This is a genomic window from Lactobacillus sp. ESL0261 (genome assembly GCF_003693025.1).
GTDB lineage: Bacteria > Bacillota > Bacilli > Lactobacillales > Lactobacillaceae > Lactobacillus > Lactobacillus kullabergensis.
The window spans coordinates 1-17019 of the sequence record NZ_REHN01000010.1 but is presented as its reverse complement, the minus strand read 5'-3'; the positions used below and the strand labels follow the sequence as shown (position 1 = coordinate 17019).

The 17019-nt window shown below is 37.1% G+C and carries 14 protein-coding genes; all 14 read left to right on the top strand.

Annotated elements, in window-relative coordinates; translation table 11 throughout:
- Positions 1–9: 9 nt before the first annotated feature.
- Positions 10–1638 (top strand): chaperonin GroEL, encoded by a 1629-nt coding sequence (gene groL / locus F5ESL0261_RS06890; protein ID WP_122052689.1) that lies wholly within the window; start codon positions 10–12, stop codon positions 1636–1638.
- 126 nt (positions 1639–1764) lie between these two features.
- Positions 1765–2433, top strand: a complete 669-nt coding sequence (locus tag F5ESL0261_RS06885) for a DUF969 domain-containing protein (RefSeq protein WP_122052688.1) — start codon at positions 1765–1767, stop codon at positions 2431–2433.
- Between the two features lie 8 nt (positions 2434–2441).
- Positions 2442–3365 (top strand): DUF979 domain-containing protein, encoded by a 924-nt coding sequence (locus tag F5ESL0261_RS06880; RefSeq protein WP_122052687.1) that lies wholly within the window; start codon positions 2442–2444, stop codon positions 3363–3365.
- Positions 3366–3384: 19 nt separating this feature from the next.
- Positions 3385–4032, top strand: a complete 648-nt coding sequence (gene pcp / locus F5ESL0261_RS06875; protein WP_122052686.1) for a pyroglutamyl-peptidase I — start codon at positions 3385–3387, stop codon at positions 4030–4032.
- Between the two features lie 159 nt (positions 4033–4191).
- The gene (gene mutS, locus F5ESL0261_RS06870; protein ID WP_122052742.1) at positions 4192–6774 is read left to right on the top strand and encodes a DNA mismatch repair protein MutS; all 2583 of its coding nucleotides are present in this window, start codon (positions 4192–4194) and stop codon (positions 6772–6774) included.
- 2 nt (positions 6775–6776) lie between these two features.
- Positions 6777–8657: a DNA mismatch repair endonuclease MutL gene (gene mutL / locus F5ESL0261_RS06865; RefSeq protein WP_122052685.1), complete on the top strand. Its 1881-nt coding sequence runs from the start codon at positions 6777–6779 to the stop codon at positions 8655–8657.
- Between the two features lie 5 nt (positions 8658–8662).
- On the top strand, positions 8663–9247 hold the full coding sequence (gene ruvA, locus F5ESL0261_RS06860; RefSeq protein WP_122052684.1) for a Holliday junction branch migration protein RuvA: 585 nt from the start codon (positions 8663–8665) through the stop codon (positions 9245–9247).
- A 35-nt stretch (positions 9248–9282) separates the two neighbouring features.
- Complete coding sequence (ruvB, locus tag F5ESL0261_RS06855; protein WP_370448908.1) at positions 9283–10305, top strand: Holliday junction branch migration DNA helicase RuvB; 1023 nt, start codon at positions 9283–9285, stop codon at positions 10303–10305.
- A 71-nt stretch (positions 10306–10376) separates the two neighbouring features.
- Positions 10377–10841 carry a preprotein translocase subunit YajC gene (gene yajC / locus F5ESL0261_RS06850; RefSeq protein ID WP_233560908.1) on the top strand — a complete coding sequence of 155 codons (465 nt, stop codon included), beginning with the start codon at positions 10377–10379 and terminating at the stop codon, positions 10839–10841.
- A 146-nt stretch (positions 10842–10987) separates the two neighbouring features.
- Complete coding sequence (zwf, locus tag F5ESL0261_RS06845) at positions 10988–12436, top strand: glucose-6-phosphate dehydrogenase (RefSeq protein ID WP_122052681.1); 1449 nt, start codon at positions 10988–10990, stop codon at positions 12434–12436.
- Positions 12429–13565: a DNA polymerase IV gene (dinB, locus tag F5ESL0261_RS06840; RefSeq protein WP_122052680.1), complete on the top strand. Its 1137-nt coding sequence runs from the start codon at positions 12429–12431 to the stop codon at positions 13563–13565. The genes zwf and dinB overlap by 8 nt, the downstream gene beginning before the upstream one ends.
- Positions 13566–13614: 49 nt before the next feature.
- Positions 13615–14571 (top strand): bifunctional oligoribonuclease/PAP phosphatase NrnA, encoded by a 957-nt coding sequence (locus F5ESL0261_RS06835; protein WP_122052679.1) that lies wholly within the window; start codon positions 13615–13617, stop codon positions 14569–14571.
- A complete protein-coding gene (locus F5ESL0261_RS06830) occupies positions 14564–15925 on the top strand; it encodes a DEAD/DEAH box helicase (protein WP_109586525.1) in 1362 nt (453 codons plus the stop codon). Before F5ESL0261_RS06835 ends, F5ESL0261_RS06830 begins: the two co-directional genes overlap by 8 nt.
- 213 nt (positions 15926–16138) lie before the next feature.
- Entirely contained in the window at positions 16139–16657 is a 519-nt protein-coding gene (locus tag F5ESL0261_RS06825) for a TetR/AcrR family transcriptional regulator (protein ID WP_109586524.1), read from the top strand.
- Positions 16658–17019: the final 362 nt, after the last annotated feature.

Below are 17019 nucleotides of genomic sequence, written 5' to 3'. Positions count from 1 at the left end.
CAGAAAAATATGGCAAAGGAAATTAAATTTTCAGAAAAAGCAAGACGTTCTCTATTAAAGGGCGTTGATAAATTAGCTGACACTGTTAAGGCAACTATTGGTCCTAAGGGTAGAAATGTTGTTTTAGAGCAATCATACGGCAACCCAGACATTACTAACGATGGTGTGACAATTGCCAAGGCAATTGAATTAAAAGACCACTATGAGAATATGGGTGCTAAGTTAGTTGCAGAAGCAGCACAAAAAACTAATGACATTGCTGGTGATGGTACAACTACTGCTGTTGTTTTGACTCAAGCAATCATTCGTGAAGGCATGAAGAACGTGACCGCTGGTGCTAATCCTGTTGGTGTTCGCCGCGGTATTGAAAAAGCCACAAAAGCTGTAGTAAATGAATTACACAAGATTAGTCATACTGTTTCTTCAAAAGACCAAATTGCTCAAGTTGCTTCAGTTTCTTCAGCTTCAAAAGAAGTTGGTGATTTAATCGCTGACGCCATGGAAAAAGTTGGTAATGATGGTGTGATCACTATTGAAGATTCACGTGGTATTGAAACTGAATTATCAGTAGTTGAAGGTATGCAATTTGACCGTGGTTACCTTTCACAATACATGGTAACTGATAATGACAAGATGGAAGCAGATCTTGACAATCCATACATTTTAATCACTGATAAGAAGATTTCTAACATTCAGGACATTTTGCCATTGTTACAAGAAATTGTGCAACAAGGTAAATCACTTTTGATCATTGCTGATGATGTTTCTGGTGAAGCTTTGCCAACATTAGTTTTGAACAAGATTCGTGGTACATTTAACGTTGTTGCTGTTAAGGCTCCTGGCTTTGGCGACCGTCGTAAAGAACAACTGCAAGATATTGCAGCTTTAACTGGTGGTACAGTTATTACTGAGGACTTAGGTCTTGAGTTAAAGGACACTAAGATTGATCAATTAGGTCAAGCTCGTCGCATTACTGTAACTAAGGACTCAACTACCATTGTTGATGGTTCTGGTTCTGATGAAGCTATTAAAGATCGTGAAGATTCCATTAGAAAACAAATTGCAGAGACTACTTCTGACTTTGATAAGAAGAAATTACAAGAGCGTCTGGCTAAATTAACTGGTGGTGTTGCCGTTATTCATGTTGGTGCTGCTACTGAAACTGAATTGAAAGAACGCAGATACCGCATTGAAGACGCTTTGAACTCCACTCGTGCAGCCGTTGACGAAGGTTATGTTGCTGGTGGTGGTACTGCATTAGTAGACGTTAAGGATGCTGTTAAGGATCTTAAAGGTGATAATGCTGATGAACAAACTGGAATTAACATTGTCTTAGAAGCTTTGACTGCTCCAGTTCGTCAAATTGCTGAAAATGCTGGTGAAGACGGTTCAGTTATCTTGAACAAACTTGAAGGTCAAGATAACGAAGTTGGTTATAACGCAGCTAATGGCAAATGGGAAAACATGGTTAAAGCCGGGATTATTGACCCAACCAAGGTAACCCGTACTGCTTTACAAAATGCTGCTTCAATTGCCGCTTTGCTCCTAACTACTGAAGCAGTTGTTGCCGAGATACCAGAAGATAAACCTGCTACTGATCCAAATGCTGCAGGTGCTGGCAATCCAGGTGTGATGTAATTTAGTTTTTATTAGTTAATTAATAAATCCTACTAGCAATCCTGTAGAGCTTGCTAGTGGGATTTTTTTGTTACAATTCATTTTTAGTTTATCTTGGTTAAGATTATTCACTAGAAAGGAACATTAGTGGAATATTTAAGTTTGTTGGGTATTGTTGTTATAGTGTTAGGGTTTGCCTTGGGGCTTGATACAATAGCTGTAGTCGTAATTTCTGCTTTAGTTACGGCATTAGTTTCAGGAATAGATTTTACCTCATTTTTGACAATTCTAGGTAAAGGATTTATGGATAACAGAATGGTTTCTCTTTTCTTTCTCACTTTACCAACTATTGGAATTTTAGAAAGACATGGTTTAAAACAAGCCGCTGTTAATTTAATTAAAAAAATGAAAAAACTGACACCTGGTCGTATATTCGATATTTATCAGGCCATTCGTGAAATTGCCGGTGCCTTTGGTATTTCATTACAAGGACACGTCCAGTTTATTGCGCCATTGATTAATCCAATGGCGCAAGCGGCCGGTAAGGTTAATAGCGAATTGACACCTTTAGAAGTAGACCAAATTAAAGGTAGAGCTGCTGCAACAGAAAATTTTGGTAATTTCTTTGCCCAAAACCTGTTTGTTGCTTCCTCAAGTGTTTTACTTATTGCAAGTACAATGAAATCGCTGGGTCATCCTGTAGATCCTGCCGGTATTGTTTCATACACTTTTCCTGTAGCTATTATCAGTTATATTTTATGCTTGTTCTACAATCACGCTTTTGACCAAAAGTTAATGAAAAGCAAGGAAAAATAGGAGAAATAATGGATACTTTAATTAATAATGTTTTACTGGCATTCTATATTTTAATTGGCCTTTTTTTCTTGGCTGCTGCTATTGAATCTTGGCGCGATCAGGCTAATCCAGCTCGCTGGGGTACTGGATTATTTTGGCTCTTATTTGCAGTACTTTTCTGCACTGGACAATGGTTGCCAAATGCAATTAATGGTGGCATTATCCTGATCATTGCTTTATTATCTTTGTTTAAACAAGTGCGTGTAGGGCACATAAAGGATTTGGATGAAAAAGTTGCTCAAAAAACGGTTAAACGCATTGGCAACTGGATTTTCTTACCAAGTATCCTGCTGGCAGTTTTAGCTTTGGTCATAGCCCAATTTACCAATTTAGGTGGTCAAGTAGGTATCGGTGTAGCAGCTATAGTTTCACTTGTTGTTGCACAAATTTTGACTAAATCAAATACCAAAATAGTCTACGAAGATACACAAAGAATGGTGCGTTCTGTCGGCTCTGCCGGAATTTTGCCACAATTACTCGCTACTTTGGGTGTGGTATTTACAGCTTCAGGTGTAGGACAAGTGACTGCCAAGGCTATTTCTGGTCTTTTTCCTATTGGAAACCACTTATTAGGAGTTGCGCTTTATTGTATTGCTATGGCATTATTTACAGCAATTATGGGTAATGCATTTGCTGCGTTTGCAGTTATTACAGCAGGGATTGGTATACCTTTCGTTGTGGCTCAAGGTGGTTCACCGATTGTAGTTGCAGCACTGGGAATGACATCTGGGTATTGTGGCACATTGCTTACTCCAATGGCAGCCAATTTCAATACTTTGCCAGTTGCATTAATGGAAATGAAAGATCAATTAGGTGTGATCAAACAACAATTTCCGATTGCAATTAGCATGTTGCTCATTCAAATTATTTTAATGTACTTTTTAGCATTTTAGATAGTAAGGAGAGAAGATAATGAAAATTCTTGTAACAGGTTTTGATCCCTTTGGCGAAGATAAGATTAATCCTGCAATTGAAGCAGTTAAAAGACTGGACAATGAAATTGCAGGTGCAAAAATCGTTAAACTTGAAATACCAACAGTTTTTGGTGACTGTGCCGACGTGGTTCATGAAGCTATTCTTAAAGAAAAACCTGATTATGTGTTAAATATTGGTCAAGCCGGTGGTCGTTATGCTTTGACTCCAGAGCGCGTAGCTATCAATTTTGATGATGGACGTATTGCTGATAATAAAGGCTATCAACCTATTGCCAGTCCTATTCATAAAGATGGTCAAAACGCATATTTTACACAACTTCCTGTTAAGGCCATGGCACGAGCAATTCGTGAAATCGGATTGCCAAGCTCTGTTTCAACAACTGCAGGAACTTTTGTCTGCAATCATATTATGTATCAAGTGCAGTATATGATTGATAAGGAATTTCATAATTTAAAAGCTGGATTTATGCATATTCCATATTTACCTGAGCAAGTTGTTGCTAAACCTGAAACTCCATGTCTTAGCCTAGCAGATGATGTCAAAGGCATTACTGCCGCAATTACCGCTATTGTGAAAATGGATGGCAAAAAGGATTTACAGAGTATTGAAGGTCACATTGCTTAAATTTTTTAAACAGAAAGCAATTATTGCAACTAAAAAGCATATTATGAAAAGAGATCGTTTTACTTGCGGTCTTTTTTCTTTTAACAAGAAGTTTAGCGTATAATAATAACAGTAATGCAGAAAAGAAGGAGAATAATGGCGCAAACAAACCTGACTCCGATGATGGAGCAATATCACCAAATTAAAAAGCAATATCCCGATGCCTTTCTTTTTTATCGGGTGGGGGATTTTTACGAATTATTTGAAGACGATGCAATCAAGGGTGCCCAAATTTTGGAATTAACCTTGACTCACAGGTCAAACAAAGCCGAAAACCCTGTTCCTATGGCAGGAGTACCTCACGTGGCAGTGCAATCTTATGTAGATACACTGGTTGAAAAGGGTTATAAAGTAGCTTTATGCGAACAACTTGAAGATCCGAAAAAGGCCAAAGGAATGGTTAAACGTGGTATTATCCAACTTGTGACTCCCGGAACCTTGATGAATGACAAACCCAGTGAAGCCAAGGAATCGAATTATCTTACCTCTGTTGTAACTACCAAAAGTTGCTTTGGATTGGCATACAGCGATTTATCGACTGGTGAAATTTATGCCACTCATTTGAAGAGCTTTGCAGCTGTTTCAAATGAATTATTATCATTACGCACCCGGGAAGTTGTTTTCAATGGTCATTTAAATGATCAGGATAATGACTTTTTTCATAAAGCAAATATTACTGTATCAGAGCCGGTAGAGTTAACTGGCAAACATGCGGAGATTTCCTTTGCTGAACAGGATCTGACAAACTCTGCTGAAAAAGCTGCTGTAAAACAGCTAGTGGGATATTTATTACAAACTCAGCGTCGCAGCTTAGCGCATTTACAAGTCGCTAAAAGCTATGAAGTCAATCAATATTTACAAATGTCTCATACCGTGCGGGATAATTTAGAGTTGACGGCATCTGCAAAAACAGGTAAGAAGATGGGTTCACTTTTTTGGGTGCTTGATAAAACGCATACCGCAATGGGTGGCCGCTTGTTAAAACACTGGCTGGCTCGGCCATTATTATCCGTTGAGCAGTTAAACAGGCGCCAAGAGATGGTACAAGCATTAATTGATGAGTACTTTACCCGGGAAAATATTAATGACGCACTAAAGGGAGTGTATGACTTAGAACGTTTAACGGGACGAATTGCTTTTGGTAATGTTAATGCCAGAGAATTATTACAATTAGCTCATTCTCTTAATGCTGTGCCCACAATTTTGACAGCAATGCAAAAGGCTGAAAATAAAAATCTGCAAAATTTTGCCAGACAAATTGATCCTTTAAAAGGAATTGCCAAATTGATTACCGCTACTATTGTTGATCAGCCTCCGGTTTTGACTACCGAAGGAGGATTAATCAAGGATGGTGTTGATAGTCAATTAGATCGCTATCGGGATGCTATGAATAATGGTAAAAAGTGGCTGACTGAAATGGAGCAGAATGAACGAGCTCAAACGGGTATTGATAATTTAAAAGTTGGTTATAACAAGGTCTTTGGTTACTATATTCAAGTTACAAATTCAAATAAGAGTAAGGTTCCTTTAGACCGGTATACTCGTAAGCAAACTTTGACCAATGCTGAGCGCTATATCACTCCAGAACTTAAAGAACATGAAAATCTTATTTTAGAAGCACAAACTAAATCAACAGATTTGGAATATGATTTATTTGTGAAATTAAGAGAGGAAGTTAAGAAGTACATTCCAGCCTTACAAAAGTTAGCAGGACAAGTAGCTGAACTTGATGTCTTCTGCGCTTTTGCTCAGGTAGCTGAAGATAATAATTATTGCAGACCTCATTTTCATACCGATAATCAAGATGTCAAGGTAGTATTAGGACGTCACCCAGTAGTTGAACAAGTGATGAAAGCTGGTTCCTTTATTCCAAACGATGTTAAGTTAACAGAAGATACTGATATCTTTCTGATAACAGGTCCTAATATGTCAGGTAAAAGTACATACATGAGGCAGATGGCTCTTATTGCGGTAATGGCTCAAATAGGATCATTTGTACCAGCCGATAGCGCAGATTTGCCAATCTTTGATCAAATTTTTACCCGGATTGGGGCTGCTGACGATCTGATTTCTGGTCAAAGTACCTTTATGGTTGAAATGACTGAAGCAAATGATGCTTTACAACATGCCACTAAACGCAGCTTGGTTTTATTTGATGAAATCGGGCGAGGAACAGCCACTTATGATGGCATGGCTCTAGCTGGTGCTATTGTGCAGTATTTACATGATGAAGTTGGAGCCAAAGTTTTATTTGCTACACACTTTCACGAGTTAACAGCCTTGGAACAGACCTTACCTCATTTGAAAAATATTCATGTAGGAGCAACTGAAGAAAACGGCAAGCTGATTTTTCTCCATAAAATTTTACCAGGACCTGCAGATCAAAGTTATGGCATCCATGTAGCACAACTTGCTGGATTGCCGCGAAAAGTTTTACGAAAAGCTACTAAATTGCTTAATAGACTTGAAGCCCAAGGAAGTAATTTAGGTCCTGCTTCCACGCAGCTGGATTTGTTTAGTTCAGCTAGTGAAACAGAAGAAGCTGTTCCTGTTGAAACACCATCAGATTCTAAGGATGAATTAACTGATAAAGAAAAAGATATCTTAGATGAAATTTCTAATCTTTATTTAGCTGATCAGACGCCGCTGCAAGTAATGCAGTTAGTCGAAAACTGGCAAGAAGATTTAAAGGATGAGAACTAGTCATGGAAAAAATACATGAGCTTTCTGTCAATCTCTCTAATCAGATCGCAGCCGGAGAAGTAATTGAACGACCTGCTAGCGTGGTAAAAGAACTGGTCGAAAATGCAATTGACGCAGGTAGCAGCAGAATTAGAATTGAATTCACTGATGCCGGATTAAAGCAAATTGTAGTTCAAGATAACGGCTCTGGAATTGATAGCGATCAGATTGATCTTGCTTTTACCAGGTATGCGACCAGTAAGATTGCAAATGAGCATGACTTATTTAATGTCAATACATTAGGTTTTAGAGGCGAAGCCTTAGCCTCAATTGCTGCAGTCAGTCACGTCGAAATTTTAACTAATTCTGCTAATGAAATAGGTACGCGCGCCGAGTTTGCTGGCGGAGTTAAGAAAACACAGGAAAATGCTGCTGCCAGAAAGGGTACACAGATTACTGTTAAAGACTTATTTTATAACACACCGGCGCGATTAAAATATTTACGTAGTCCGAGAACTGAAATTATGAAAATCGTGGATATTGTTAATCGGATTGCGTTAGGTTATCCTGAAATTGCATTTACATTGATGAACGAAGGTCGAATATTACTAAGAACTGCTGGCAACAATAATTTACGGCAAACGGTTTCTAGCGTTTATGGCAGAAATATTGCGGAAAAAATGTTGTCTTTTAAAAGCAATGATAATGATTTTGAGCTAAGTGGCTTAATTTCTAACCCTGAACTTACCAGATCTACGCGTAATTTTATTTCAATTTTACTAAATGGTCGGTACATTAGAAATTTCAAATTAGCTAGTGCAGTGATGGCTGGTTATGGTAATAACCTTGCTGCTAAACATTATCCGATAGCTGTAGTTAAAATAAAAACTGATCCACTTTTGGTAGATGTTAACGTGCACCCCACAAAAAGGGAGGTACGTTTATCCAAAGAAACTGAATTAAGTCGTTTAATAACAAATGCAATCAGCACTGTGCTCTTGAAGAATGAAACAAAATCTGATGCTATCAGCAATTTAAATAACGCTACAGAAGATACTTTAGTTGATCAGTTAAAATTTAATTTAAATAAAAACGTGGTTGAAACTAAAAGACCTGAAACTCAAGCTGACCAAATTAATGAAACGGTACCTGAAAAAATCCAGCATATTCAAAATACACAGTATGTGAATTTAGATACCCCGCGAGATGATGATCGTTATCTGATTACCGCAACTTGGACGGAGAATGTTAAAAAACAATGTCAGTTGACGCCTTTCACCAGTAAGCAGTCTAGTAGCGGAGTGATTTCTACCGGGGATGAATTACTGGCAAGTAGTTTACCCGAATTAAGTTTTGTGGGTCAAACTAAAATATATATTATTGCCACAAATAATGATGACTTATATTTAATTGATCAGGTTGCTGCCAGAAGACTGCTTTCTTTTAAAAAGATTATGCTCGAGTTGTCTAATTCTAAGATCAGCCAGCAAGGTTTATTAAGCCCGTTAATTTTGGAATTTGGCAATTTAGATTTTCTACAAATAAAAGATAAGTTGGCAGATATTCAGAAAATTGGTATTTTTTTAGAAGATTTTGGACAAGATACCTTCATCTTGAGATCCTATCCTACCTGGCTGGGTACAGATGTCGAACATTCTGTGCGTACAATTTTAGACACGTTTTTAAACGTAGATGACAGCAATTTTCAAAATTTAATTAAAAGAATAGCAGCAGATCAAGCTCAAAGGGAAGTCCCTGGACGTAAAAGGCTGACATCTGCAGATTGTGGTGAAATTTTGACGAGTTTGAGACAAATTTCTGATCCGTATCATGATGCGAAGGGTAATTTGGCAATTGTGCGTCTAAGAAAAAGTGATTTGCACAAAATGTTTAAGAAAGATTAATAACAATGTATGAATATTTAAATGGTACTATTACTCTAATTAAGCCAGATTTTATAGTAGTTGACGTAAATGGAGTTGGCTACAAGGTCTATAGTCCCTCACCATACGCATACCAAGAGGGACAAAAAGTGCGAGTTTTTATTGAACAAATCGTGCGAGATACTGGAGTAACCTTATATGGGTTTCAAACTGAAGATGATAAAGGACTGTTTTTAAAACTTTTAAGTGTTAGTGGTATCGGACCAAAGTCTGCCTTAGCAATTATGGCTGCTGAAGACAGTAATTCTCTAGCAGAAGCCATTGAACAGGGTGAGGTGAAATACCTAACCCGTTTTCCTGGTGTAGGCAAAAAAACGGCTTCACAAATTGTCCTTGATTTAAAAGGTAAATTAGGAGACTATGTCAAGAAGGCAAATAAAGAAGCTTTAGCGGAAATAACTCCAGAGTTAAATGATGCATTATTGGCATTATTGGCATTAGGTTATACTAAAAAAGAAGTAGACAGAATTACACCGGCTTTAATAGAAGAGGAAAAGACAACAGCAGATCAGTACATTAAAAAAGGTTTGGCTCTTCTCTTAAAGAAGTAAATATTGTTATAATAAAATTAATGTTTTAAAGGGAAGTGAAACAGGTGGCAGAAGACGATAACAGTATTGTTTCTGGAGAGACACAGGGACAGGAAGAAAAGCAAGCTGAGTTTCCTTTACGTCCTCAAACTTTAAAGGAATATTTAGGTCAAAATCGTGTCAAAAAAGAAATGGCAGTTTATATTAAAGCTGCTAAAAAAAGGGATGAGGCTCTTGATCATGTTCTGCTTTATGGCCCTCCAGGATTAGGTAAAACTACCTTAGCCTTTGTAATAGCGAATGAACTAGGTGTTCATTTGAAAAGCACTAGTGGACCTGCAATTGAAAAGGCTGGAGACTTGGTTGCTTTATTAACCGATCTGGATCCTGGTGATATTTTATTTATTGATGAAATCCATCGCTTGGCAAAGCCAATTGAAGAAGTTCTTTACTCTGCTATGGAAGATTATTATGTTGATATCGTAATTGGTGAAGGCCAGACTACCCATGCAGTACATGTTCCCTTGCCACCCTTTACTTTAGTTGGCGCAACCACTTTAGCCGGACAATTGTCTGCACCATTGCGTGGACGTTTTGGTATTGTTGAACATTTGCAGTATTATACTGTGGAAGAATTAGAAAAAATCATTTCTCGTTCCAGCAAAGTTTTTAACATTCAAATTGACCCCCAGGCCGCACATGAATTAGCTCGCAGATCGAGAGGCACACCACGTGTAGCCAACCGTTTATTGAGAAGAGTGCGTGATTTTGCACAAGTTAAAGGAGAAGAAATAATTTCTTTTAAAACTACGACAGATTCTTTACGGCAATTGCAAGTTGATGATGAAGGCCTAAATCAGACTGATCGCAAAATTCTGCGTGTAATTATTGAAAATTATCGTGGTGGACCGGTAGGAATCAGGACTTTAGCGGCAAATTCAGGAGAAGACGTTGAAACTATCCAGTCACTGTACGAACCATATTTAATGCAAAATGGCTTTTTATTAATGACTCCAAGAGGAAGAATGGTCACTGAGAAAGCTTACGTTCATTTAGGCCTGCCCTTGCCAAACAAATAATGCAATTGTTCGTTATTTTTTGTATAATTAATATTTAGACAATGAGTAATTTTAATTTGAGGAGTGTAACATTGAATAATTTATTTTTAGCTAATGCTAATAATGGAAGCGGAAGTTTGTGGACAATCATTATCTTTGTTGTTTTGATTGCTTTGATGTATTTTACTATGATCAAACCCCAAAAAAAGCAGCAACAAAAGAAAATGGAAATGATGAACCAATTGAAGAAAGGCGACAGCGTCATCATGATTGACGGCCTGCACGGTAAAATTGATTCCGTTAATACTAAAGACAAAACTGTGGTACTTGATGCAGATGGGATTTATTTAACTTTTAGCAGAATGGCGGTACAGCAAATTCTGCCAAATAATACGGCTAATGCTGAACCAGTTGCTACTTCTGAAAGTACTGATAAAGCTGAAGAATCAGAGCAAAGTGAACCGACAACGGATCAGAAACCAGATAAGCCAGCGGAAAAGTCAACTGAAGAAAGACCAGCCAGTTCATCTGATGAAACTCCTGACGATTCAAAATAAAAGCAGTTACTTAAGTGCCTTCAAGGCACTTTTTTGTTACCAAAATTAGTAAACAAATATTGGCAAATGTTGCTCAAAGCGCGAGTTTACCGGCAAAATAGTATAAAATAAAACTAGTGTAAAAAGGTAACAGAAAGGATTTTTTCATGAATAATATTCCGGTAATTATGATTATCTTTGGTGGTAGTGGAGATTTAGCACATAGGAAGCTATACCCCGCACTGTTTAATTTATTTGAACAAGGTTTAATTCACGATAATTTTGCTGTAATTGGCACGGCTCGTCGTCCCTGGTCACATGAATATTTGCGCGACCAAGTGAGTGACGCTGTGCACGAAACACATAATGAAGTGGATGAAAATGATTTAGCTGCGTTTGCCAGTCATTTTTACTATCAGTCTCATGATGTGACAAATGTGGAACACTATGAAACCTTGAAAAATTTGGCGCAAGATCTTGACGATCGATATAGTGCACAGGGTAATCGTATTTTCTACATGGCGATGGCTCCTAAATTCTTTGGTACTATTGCTGAACATATTAATGATCAACATTTAACCAGTTCAGGTTTTAACCGCATAGTTGTTGAAAAGCCTTTTGGTCGTGATCTTGCCACGGCAGAAGAGTTGAACAAGCAAATAACTGCATCTTTTGCTGAAGATGATATCTTTCGGATTGATCATTATTTAGGCAAGGAAATGATTCAGAACATTTTACCAATGAGGCTTACTAATCCATTGATTAAAAATATTTGGAATAATCATAATATTAAAAACGTTCAGGTCACTTTGGCTGAGCAACTTGGAGTTGAGGCTCGAGGTGGATATTACGAAACATCAGGAGCTTTGCGCGATATGGTACAGAATCATATATTCCAAATCATAACTTTGCTTGCAATGCCAGAGCCTAAGGATTTGACTTCACAAAGTATCCACAAAGCAAAGCAAGAACTTCTTGATAGTATGATAATTCCCACAGAAGATGAAATTGCGCGGCATTTTGTGAGGGGGCAATATCTTGGCAGCGATGTCACCTTTGGCTATCGTCAAGAGCCTAATGTTGCTGAGGATTCTCATACGGAAACCTATGTAGCAGGTGAAGTAAAGTTTAAAAAGGGGCCACTGGCAGATTTACCAATTTATTTTAGAACTGGTAAAGAAATGAGAGAAAAGAAAAATAGGATTGACATTGTTTTAAAGCATATGTCGAATCAGTATGGCATGGCTCATTCAAATAATATTTCAATCATTATAGATCCGCAGATGCAAATTTTTATTACTATTAACGGTAAAAAAATCAATGAAACTGGAATCAGACGTGAGAATTTAAGCTACGGACTTACAAGTGAAGAGCAAAAACAGGTGCCAGATGGTTATGAACGTTTGCTGCATGATGTTTTTGTAAATGATTCAACTAATTTTACTCACTGGAGTGAACTAAAAAACTATTGGAAATTTATTGACCATGTTGAAGAAGCTTGGCAAAAAGAAAACGAACAGGGTCAAGAGCCTGAACAATATTTGCCATACAGAATGGGTCCTAAATCAGCTGCTAAAATTTTTGAGTCACCGACAGAGCGTTGGATTTATGAGTAATTTTGACGATGGCCTTTTGCCTATAAATGATACACATAGAAAAATTATTCATCTTGATATGGATGCTTTTTATGCATCTGTAGAAACACGTGATAATCCTGAATTAAAAAATAAAGCACTGGTAATTGGTCAAGATCCTAGAAATTATCACGGTCATGGTGTGATTGCAACAGCTAATTATATTGCTCGTCAATACGGTGTGCAATCTGCTATGCCATCAATTAAGGCATTAAGACTGATACCGAAAAATAAATTGGTATTTTTGAGCCCAAATTTTACCAAATATCATAGTGTTTCTGCAGAAATACATCAGTTGATGCATGAAATTACTGATAACGTCCAATCTATCGCGCTTGATGAAGCGTATTTGGATGTAACTGAAAACAAATTAGGGATAACCTCTGCGTTGCAGATTGCAATTAATCTTCAGAAGAAAATAAAAAAAGAAGTTGGTCTTAATTGTTCTTTTGGCGTCACATATAACAAATTTTTAGCAAAAATGGGTTCTGAGTATTCGAAGCCATTCGGGCGCACTGTTATTCTGCCAGATGAAGCGCAGCAATTTTTAGCAAAGCAAAAAATTGCTCAGTTTCATGGCATTGGGCCCAAGACACAAGCAAAATTAGCAGAAATGAGTGTATTTACAGGACGTGGCTTGCAAAAAATGCATGTTCGTGATTTAATAAAACACTTCAACCGTATGGGATACTTAATGGCTGAACACGCCAACGGTATTGATTTATCACGAGTAATTCCTGATGATGAGCGTAATCGCAAATCTATTGGGATTGAACGATCCTATGAACCTAGTGTTTACAATGAGCAAACTGCACTGACAAATTTGCGTAATTATGTTAATGATCTGGCTGATAAGCTAATTGAACGAAATTTTTATGCCAATACTGTTGTTTTAAAAATCCGCAACAGTGATTTCAAGACTGTTACTAAAAGGCGTAAACTTGATCATGCTACTAATAATCCGTTAGAGTTATACAATGTTGCTAAAGAACTTTTTGATCCTATTTCCAGTTCATTTTTAAATGATGGAATAAGACTTTTGGGTGTGACTGCTACAGATTTTACAGAAGCAGACTATGAAAATATGGATTTAGATTTGTTTACTCAATAAAAAGTTGTTATTAGGCTGGAATTTATATAAGTAACAAAGGAGTTTAGATATGAATACTTTTACCGAAATATATCAAAAAATCACACAATATGACACCATTATTTTACATAGACACACTAGTCCAGACCCAGACGCTTTAGGTTCTCAGGCAGGACTTGCACGTTCTTTAAAGCTGCAGTTTCCCAATAAGCGTATCTTATGCGCGGGTGAAAATGATGAAGGCGATCTAGCATGGATCAATCATATGGATCAAGTGACTGAAAAGGATTATGAAGGAGCTCTTGTAATCACAACAGACACCGGAAATACAGCCCGTATTTCTAATAAACTATATAGCAAAGGTGATTTCTTAATTAAAATTGATCATCATCCCGATGTTGAACCATATGCTGATATGAGTTTTGTTGATGATCAGGCTCCGGCTGCTTCACAAATTGTAGCAGACTTTATTATTACTGAAAAAATGCCACTTACTGCAGAAGTTGCTTATCCCCTTTATGCTGGAATAGTGGGTGATACCGGTAGATTTATGTATCCTGAAACAACAGATCATACTTTTAAAATTGCGGCTAAATTGGCAGCGACCGGAATTAATATTAATGAAATTGCGCGTAATATCAGTGATGTTACCTTCGAACAGGCAAAATTACAGGCCGAAGTTTTGGAGTATATGAAAGTCGATGCTAGTGGTGCAGCCTATGCAATTTTAACTCAAGATACTTTGCATAAATTGGGTGTAGATTCAGAACAAGCTTCATGTACTGTTTCTACTCCCGGTCGAATTAAGGATATCATTGCCTGGAATGTTTTTGTTGAAAAACCAGACGGTACATTCAGAGTCCATTATCGTTCAAAGGGACCAGTAATTAACGAATTAGCAGCAAAACATGATGGAGGCGGTCACGCTTTAGCAAGTGGAGCTAACGCAAAAGACATGGCGGAAGTGAAACAAATTTTCGCAGAACTAGTTCAGGTAACCAAGGAATATCAAGAGGAACATGAATAATATTTTTGAAAATGAACAGATAAATCCAGCAATTAGACAGGGATTAAAAAAGATTAACTTTGTTAAACCCACTGAAGTGCAGGAAAAAGTGATCCCTGTTTTAATGGCACGCAAAAATGCTGTAGTGCAAGCAGTTACCGGTTCAGGTAAAACTCACGCCTTTTTGATTCCTGTTATGAATGAAATTGACGAGAATCTTCAATTTCCTCAGGCAATCTTGACTACGCCTAGTCGTGAACTTGCCCAGCAATTGTATCAAGTAGCCCGTCAGTTAAGGGATGCTTCCAATCTAAACCTGTCTATTGCGTTATTAGCAGGTGGTACCGATCGTGAGCGGCAAATTGAAAGTATTAGCAGACATAAACCGCAAATTATCATTGCTACTCCCGGTAGACTACATGATTTTGTTGAAAAAAAGATTTTGCCACTAGATTATGTCAAAAACTTTGTCATTGATGAGGCTGATATGACTCTGGACATGGGATTTTTAAGTGAAATCGATTTTATTGCACAAAGATTGCCCCAAAACTGTGTTTTGACTGCTTTTTCAGCCACAATTCCGGTTAAGTTGGCTAACTTTTTACGTAAATACATGGCAAAGCCTGAAACTATTATCATAGATAATCCTACCGTTATCTCTCCAACAGTGAAAAACGATTTGCTTGATATTGGCTCAAAAAATCGCAAAAAAATACTCTATCAATTATTAACAATTGGCCAGCCGTATTTAGCACTAATTTTTGCTAACACAAAGCAAACTGTTGATGAACTAGCAGATTTTCTCATTAATCAAGGCTTAAAAGTGGCCAAAATTCATGGTGGAATTACTGAGCGCGAACGTAAAAGAACAATGCGTGAAGTAGAAGCCGGACAATACCAGTATGTAGTGGCAACTGATTTAGCTGCACGCGGCATTGATATTGAAGGTGTCAGCTTAGTTATTAATTATGAAATTCCCCGTGAATTAGAATTTGTGATTCATCGTATTGGTAGAACCGGCCGAAATGGGATGAGCGGTCATGCCATCACGTTAATTCGTGAAGAAGAAATGAATCAAATTCTTAAGCTGGAAAAAATGGGAATTCATTTTGATTTTGTCGAAATTAAAGATAGTTCTCTGGTACCGCGAACGCATTATCATAACCGCAAATTAAGACAATCAACTTCTCAAGGCCTTGATAATAAGGTAAGAGGGATGGTAAAAAAAGCGCAGAAAAAACGTAAACCTGGCTATAAGAAAAAGATTAAAAGAGCTATTAAGCAAGATAGAGCGCAAAAAAATAGAATTGAACAACGCAGTAAAATTCGAAAAGCTAAACGACAAAGAAAAAATAGGCGTGATAGTCAAGACTAACTTAAAATAAAAATTATATTTAAATTATTCCTAGAAAGCCAACACACGATTTCACTTAGATGTTGGCTTTTTATTTTGCATACAAATTAAAGAATCTTGTCGTTTTAAGTTCTTTTTAGCATTTTAAAAATAAAATCATTTTTTTCCAAGATAATATTGCTTGTCGTTACTATTATTGATATACTTATAGCATTATAAGTAGGAGCATTTAATATGAGTTTAACAAAGAATGAACAAGTTCTCGTGTTAGAGCTATCAAAATATAATGTCTATAAGTACACAGTCACTAAATTTTGTAAGAAATTGAATATTAACCGTGGAGTTTTTTATAGAAAATACCGTAATATTTGTGATTTGTTTACTTCAGTTTTAGCTTTACAAACTAGACGGGCATTACGAAGTATTGACGGTGAAACGATGGATCGCATGTTTTACAGGATGCTGTCGAAAATAAAAGAAAATAAGACTTTCTATATTAACCTCAATAGAATTGCGCAAAACCCACAAGAATTTTATCGTGTTTTACGAAAAGAATATGCTATAGCCATAGAGAAGTATATGCGACCTAGAGGATCATTTTCGGTTCGTAAAGTTGAATTAGTAGCAAACGGAATTTATGCTATTGTTTACAATTGGGTTGTAGATGAGTGTCAACTTGATATAAGGGACGTATACCAAAGTATCCATTTATTATTGGTTCATATTGAGCAATCTATAAAAAAATCTGAGTGAACTTAAATTTTTTATAAAAAAGACTTGCAAAAGGCAAAAATAATTGCTAGTATTAATAACTGTCGTCGGGCAATGAGCCGCAAGGCAAGAGGCCTAAGAGGCAGCACAAAAAATCGAGCAAAAGCAGTTGACAAAAGCGAGCTGCTTTAGTAAGATAATAAACGCTGTCAGGGAAGACGGCAAAAAGCTCCCAGAAAAAAGTGCTTGACAAAAGCGGCTGAATCTGGGAAAATATAAAAGCTGTTTTAAAGAAGGCAGCAGGTAGTACCTTGAAAACTGAACAATGTTTTCGCAAAAATGTGCGGGTTTAACAGAACCCAAAACAAAAGAGCGAAGTCAATTTCGCAAGCAAATAAATCCGA

What these genes read in the sequence shown, in the direction of transcription:
- groL (WP_122052689.1), top strand. Translation starts at nt 10, where the DNA reads ATGGCAAAGGAAATTAAATTTTCAGAAAAAGCAAGACGTTCTCTATTA.
- F5ESL0261_RS06880 (WP_122052687.1), top strand. Translation starts at nt 2,442, where the DNA reads ATGGATACTTTAATTAATAATGTTTTACTGGCATTCTATATTTTAATT.
- pcp (WP_122052686.1), top strand. Translation starts at nt 3,385, where the DNA reads ATGAAAATTCTTGTAACAGGTTTTGATCCCTTTGGCGAAGATAAGATT.
- mutS (WP_122052742.1), top strand. Translation starts at nt 4,192, where the DNA reads ATGATGGAGCAATATCACCAAATTAAAAAGCAATATCCCGATGCCTTT.
- mutL (WP_122052685.1), top strand. Translation starts at nt 6,777, where the DNA reads ATGGAAAAAATACATGAGCTTTCTGTCAATCTCTCTAATCAGATCGCA.
- ruvA (WP_122052684.1), top strand. Translation starts at nt 8,663, where the DNA reads ATGTATGAATATTTAAATGGTACTATTACTCTAATTAAGCCAGATTTT.
- zwf (WP_122052681.1), top strand. Translation starts at nt 10,988, where the DNA reads ATGAATAATATTCCGGTAATTATGATTATCTTTGGTGGTAGTGGAGAT.
- dinB (WP_122052680.1), top strand. Translation starts at nt 12,429, where the DNA reads ATGAGTAATTTTGACGATGGCCTTTTGCCTATAAATGATACACATAGA.
- F5ESL0261_RS06835 (WP_122052679.1), top strand. Translation starts at nt 13,615, where the DNA reads ATGAATACTTTTACCGAAATATATCAAAAAATCACACAATATGACACC.
- F5ESL0261_RS06830 (WP_109586525.1), top strand. Translation starts at nt 14,564, where the DNA reads ATGAATAATATTTTTGAAAATGAACAGATAAATCCAGCAATTAGACAG.
- F5ESL0261_RS06825 (WP_109586524.1), top strand. Translation starts at nt 16,139, where the DNA reads ATGAGTTTAACAAAGAATGAACAAGTTCTCGTGTTAGAGCTATCAAAA.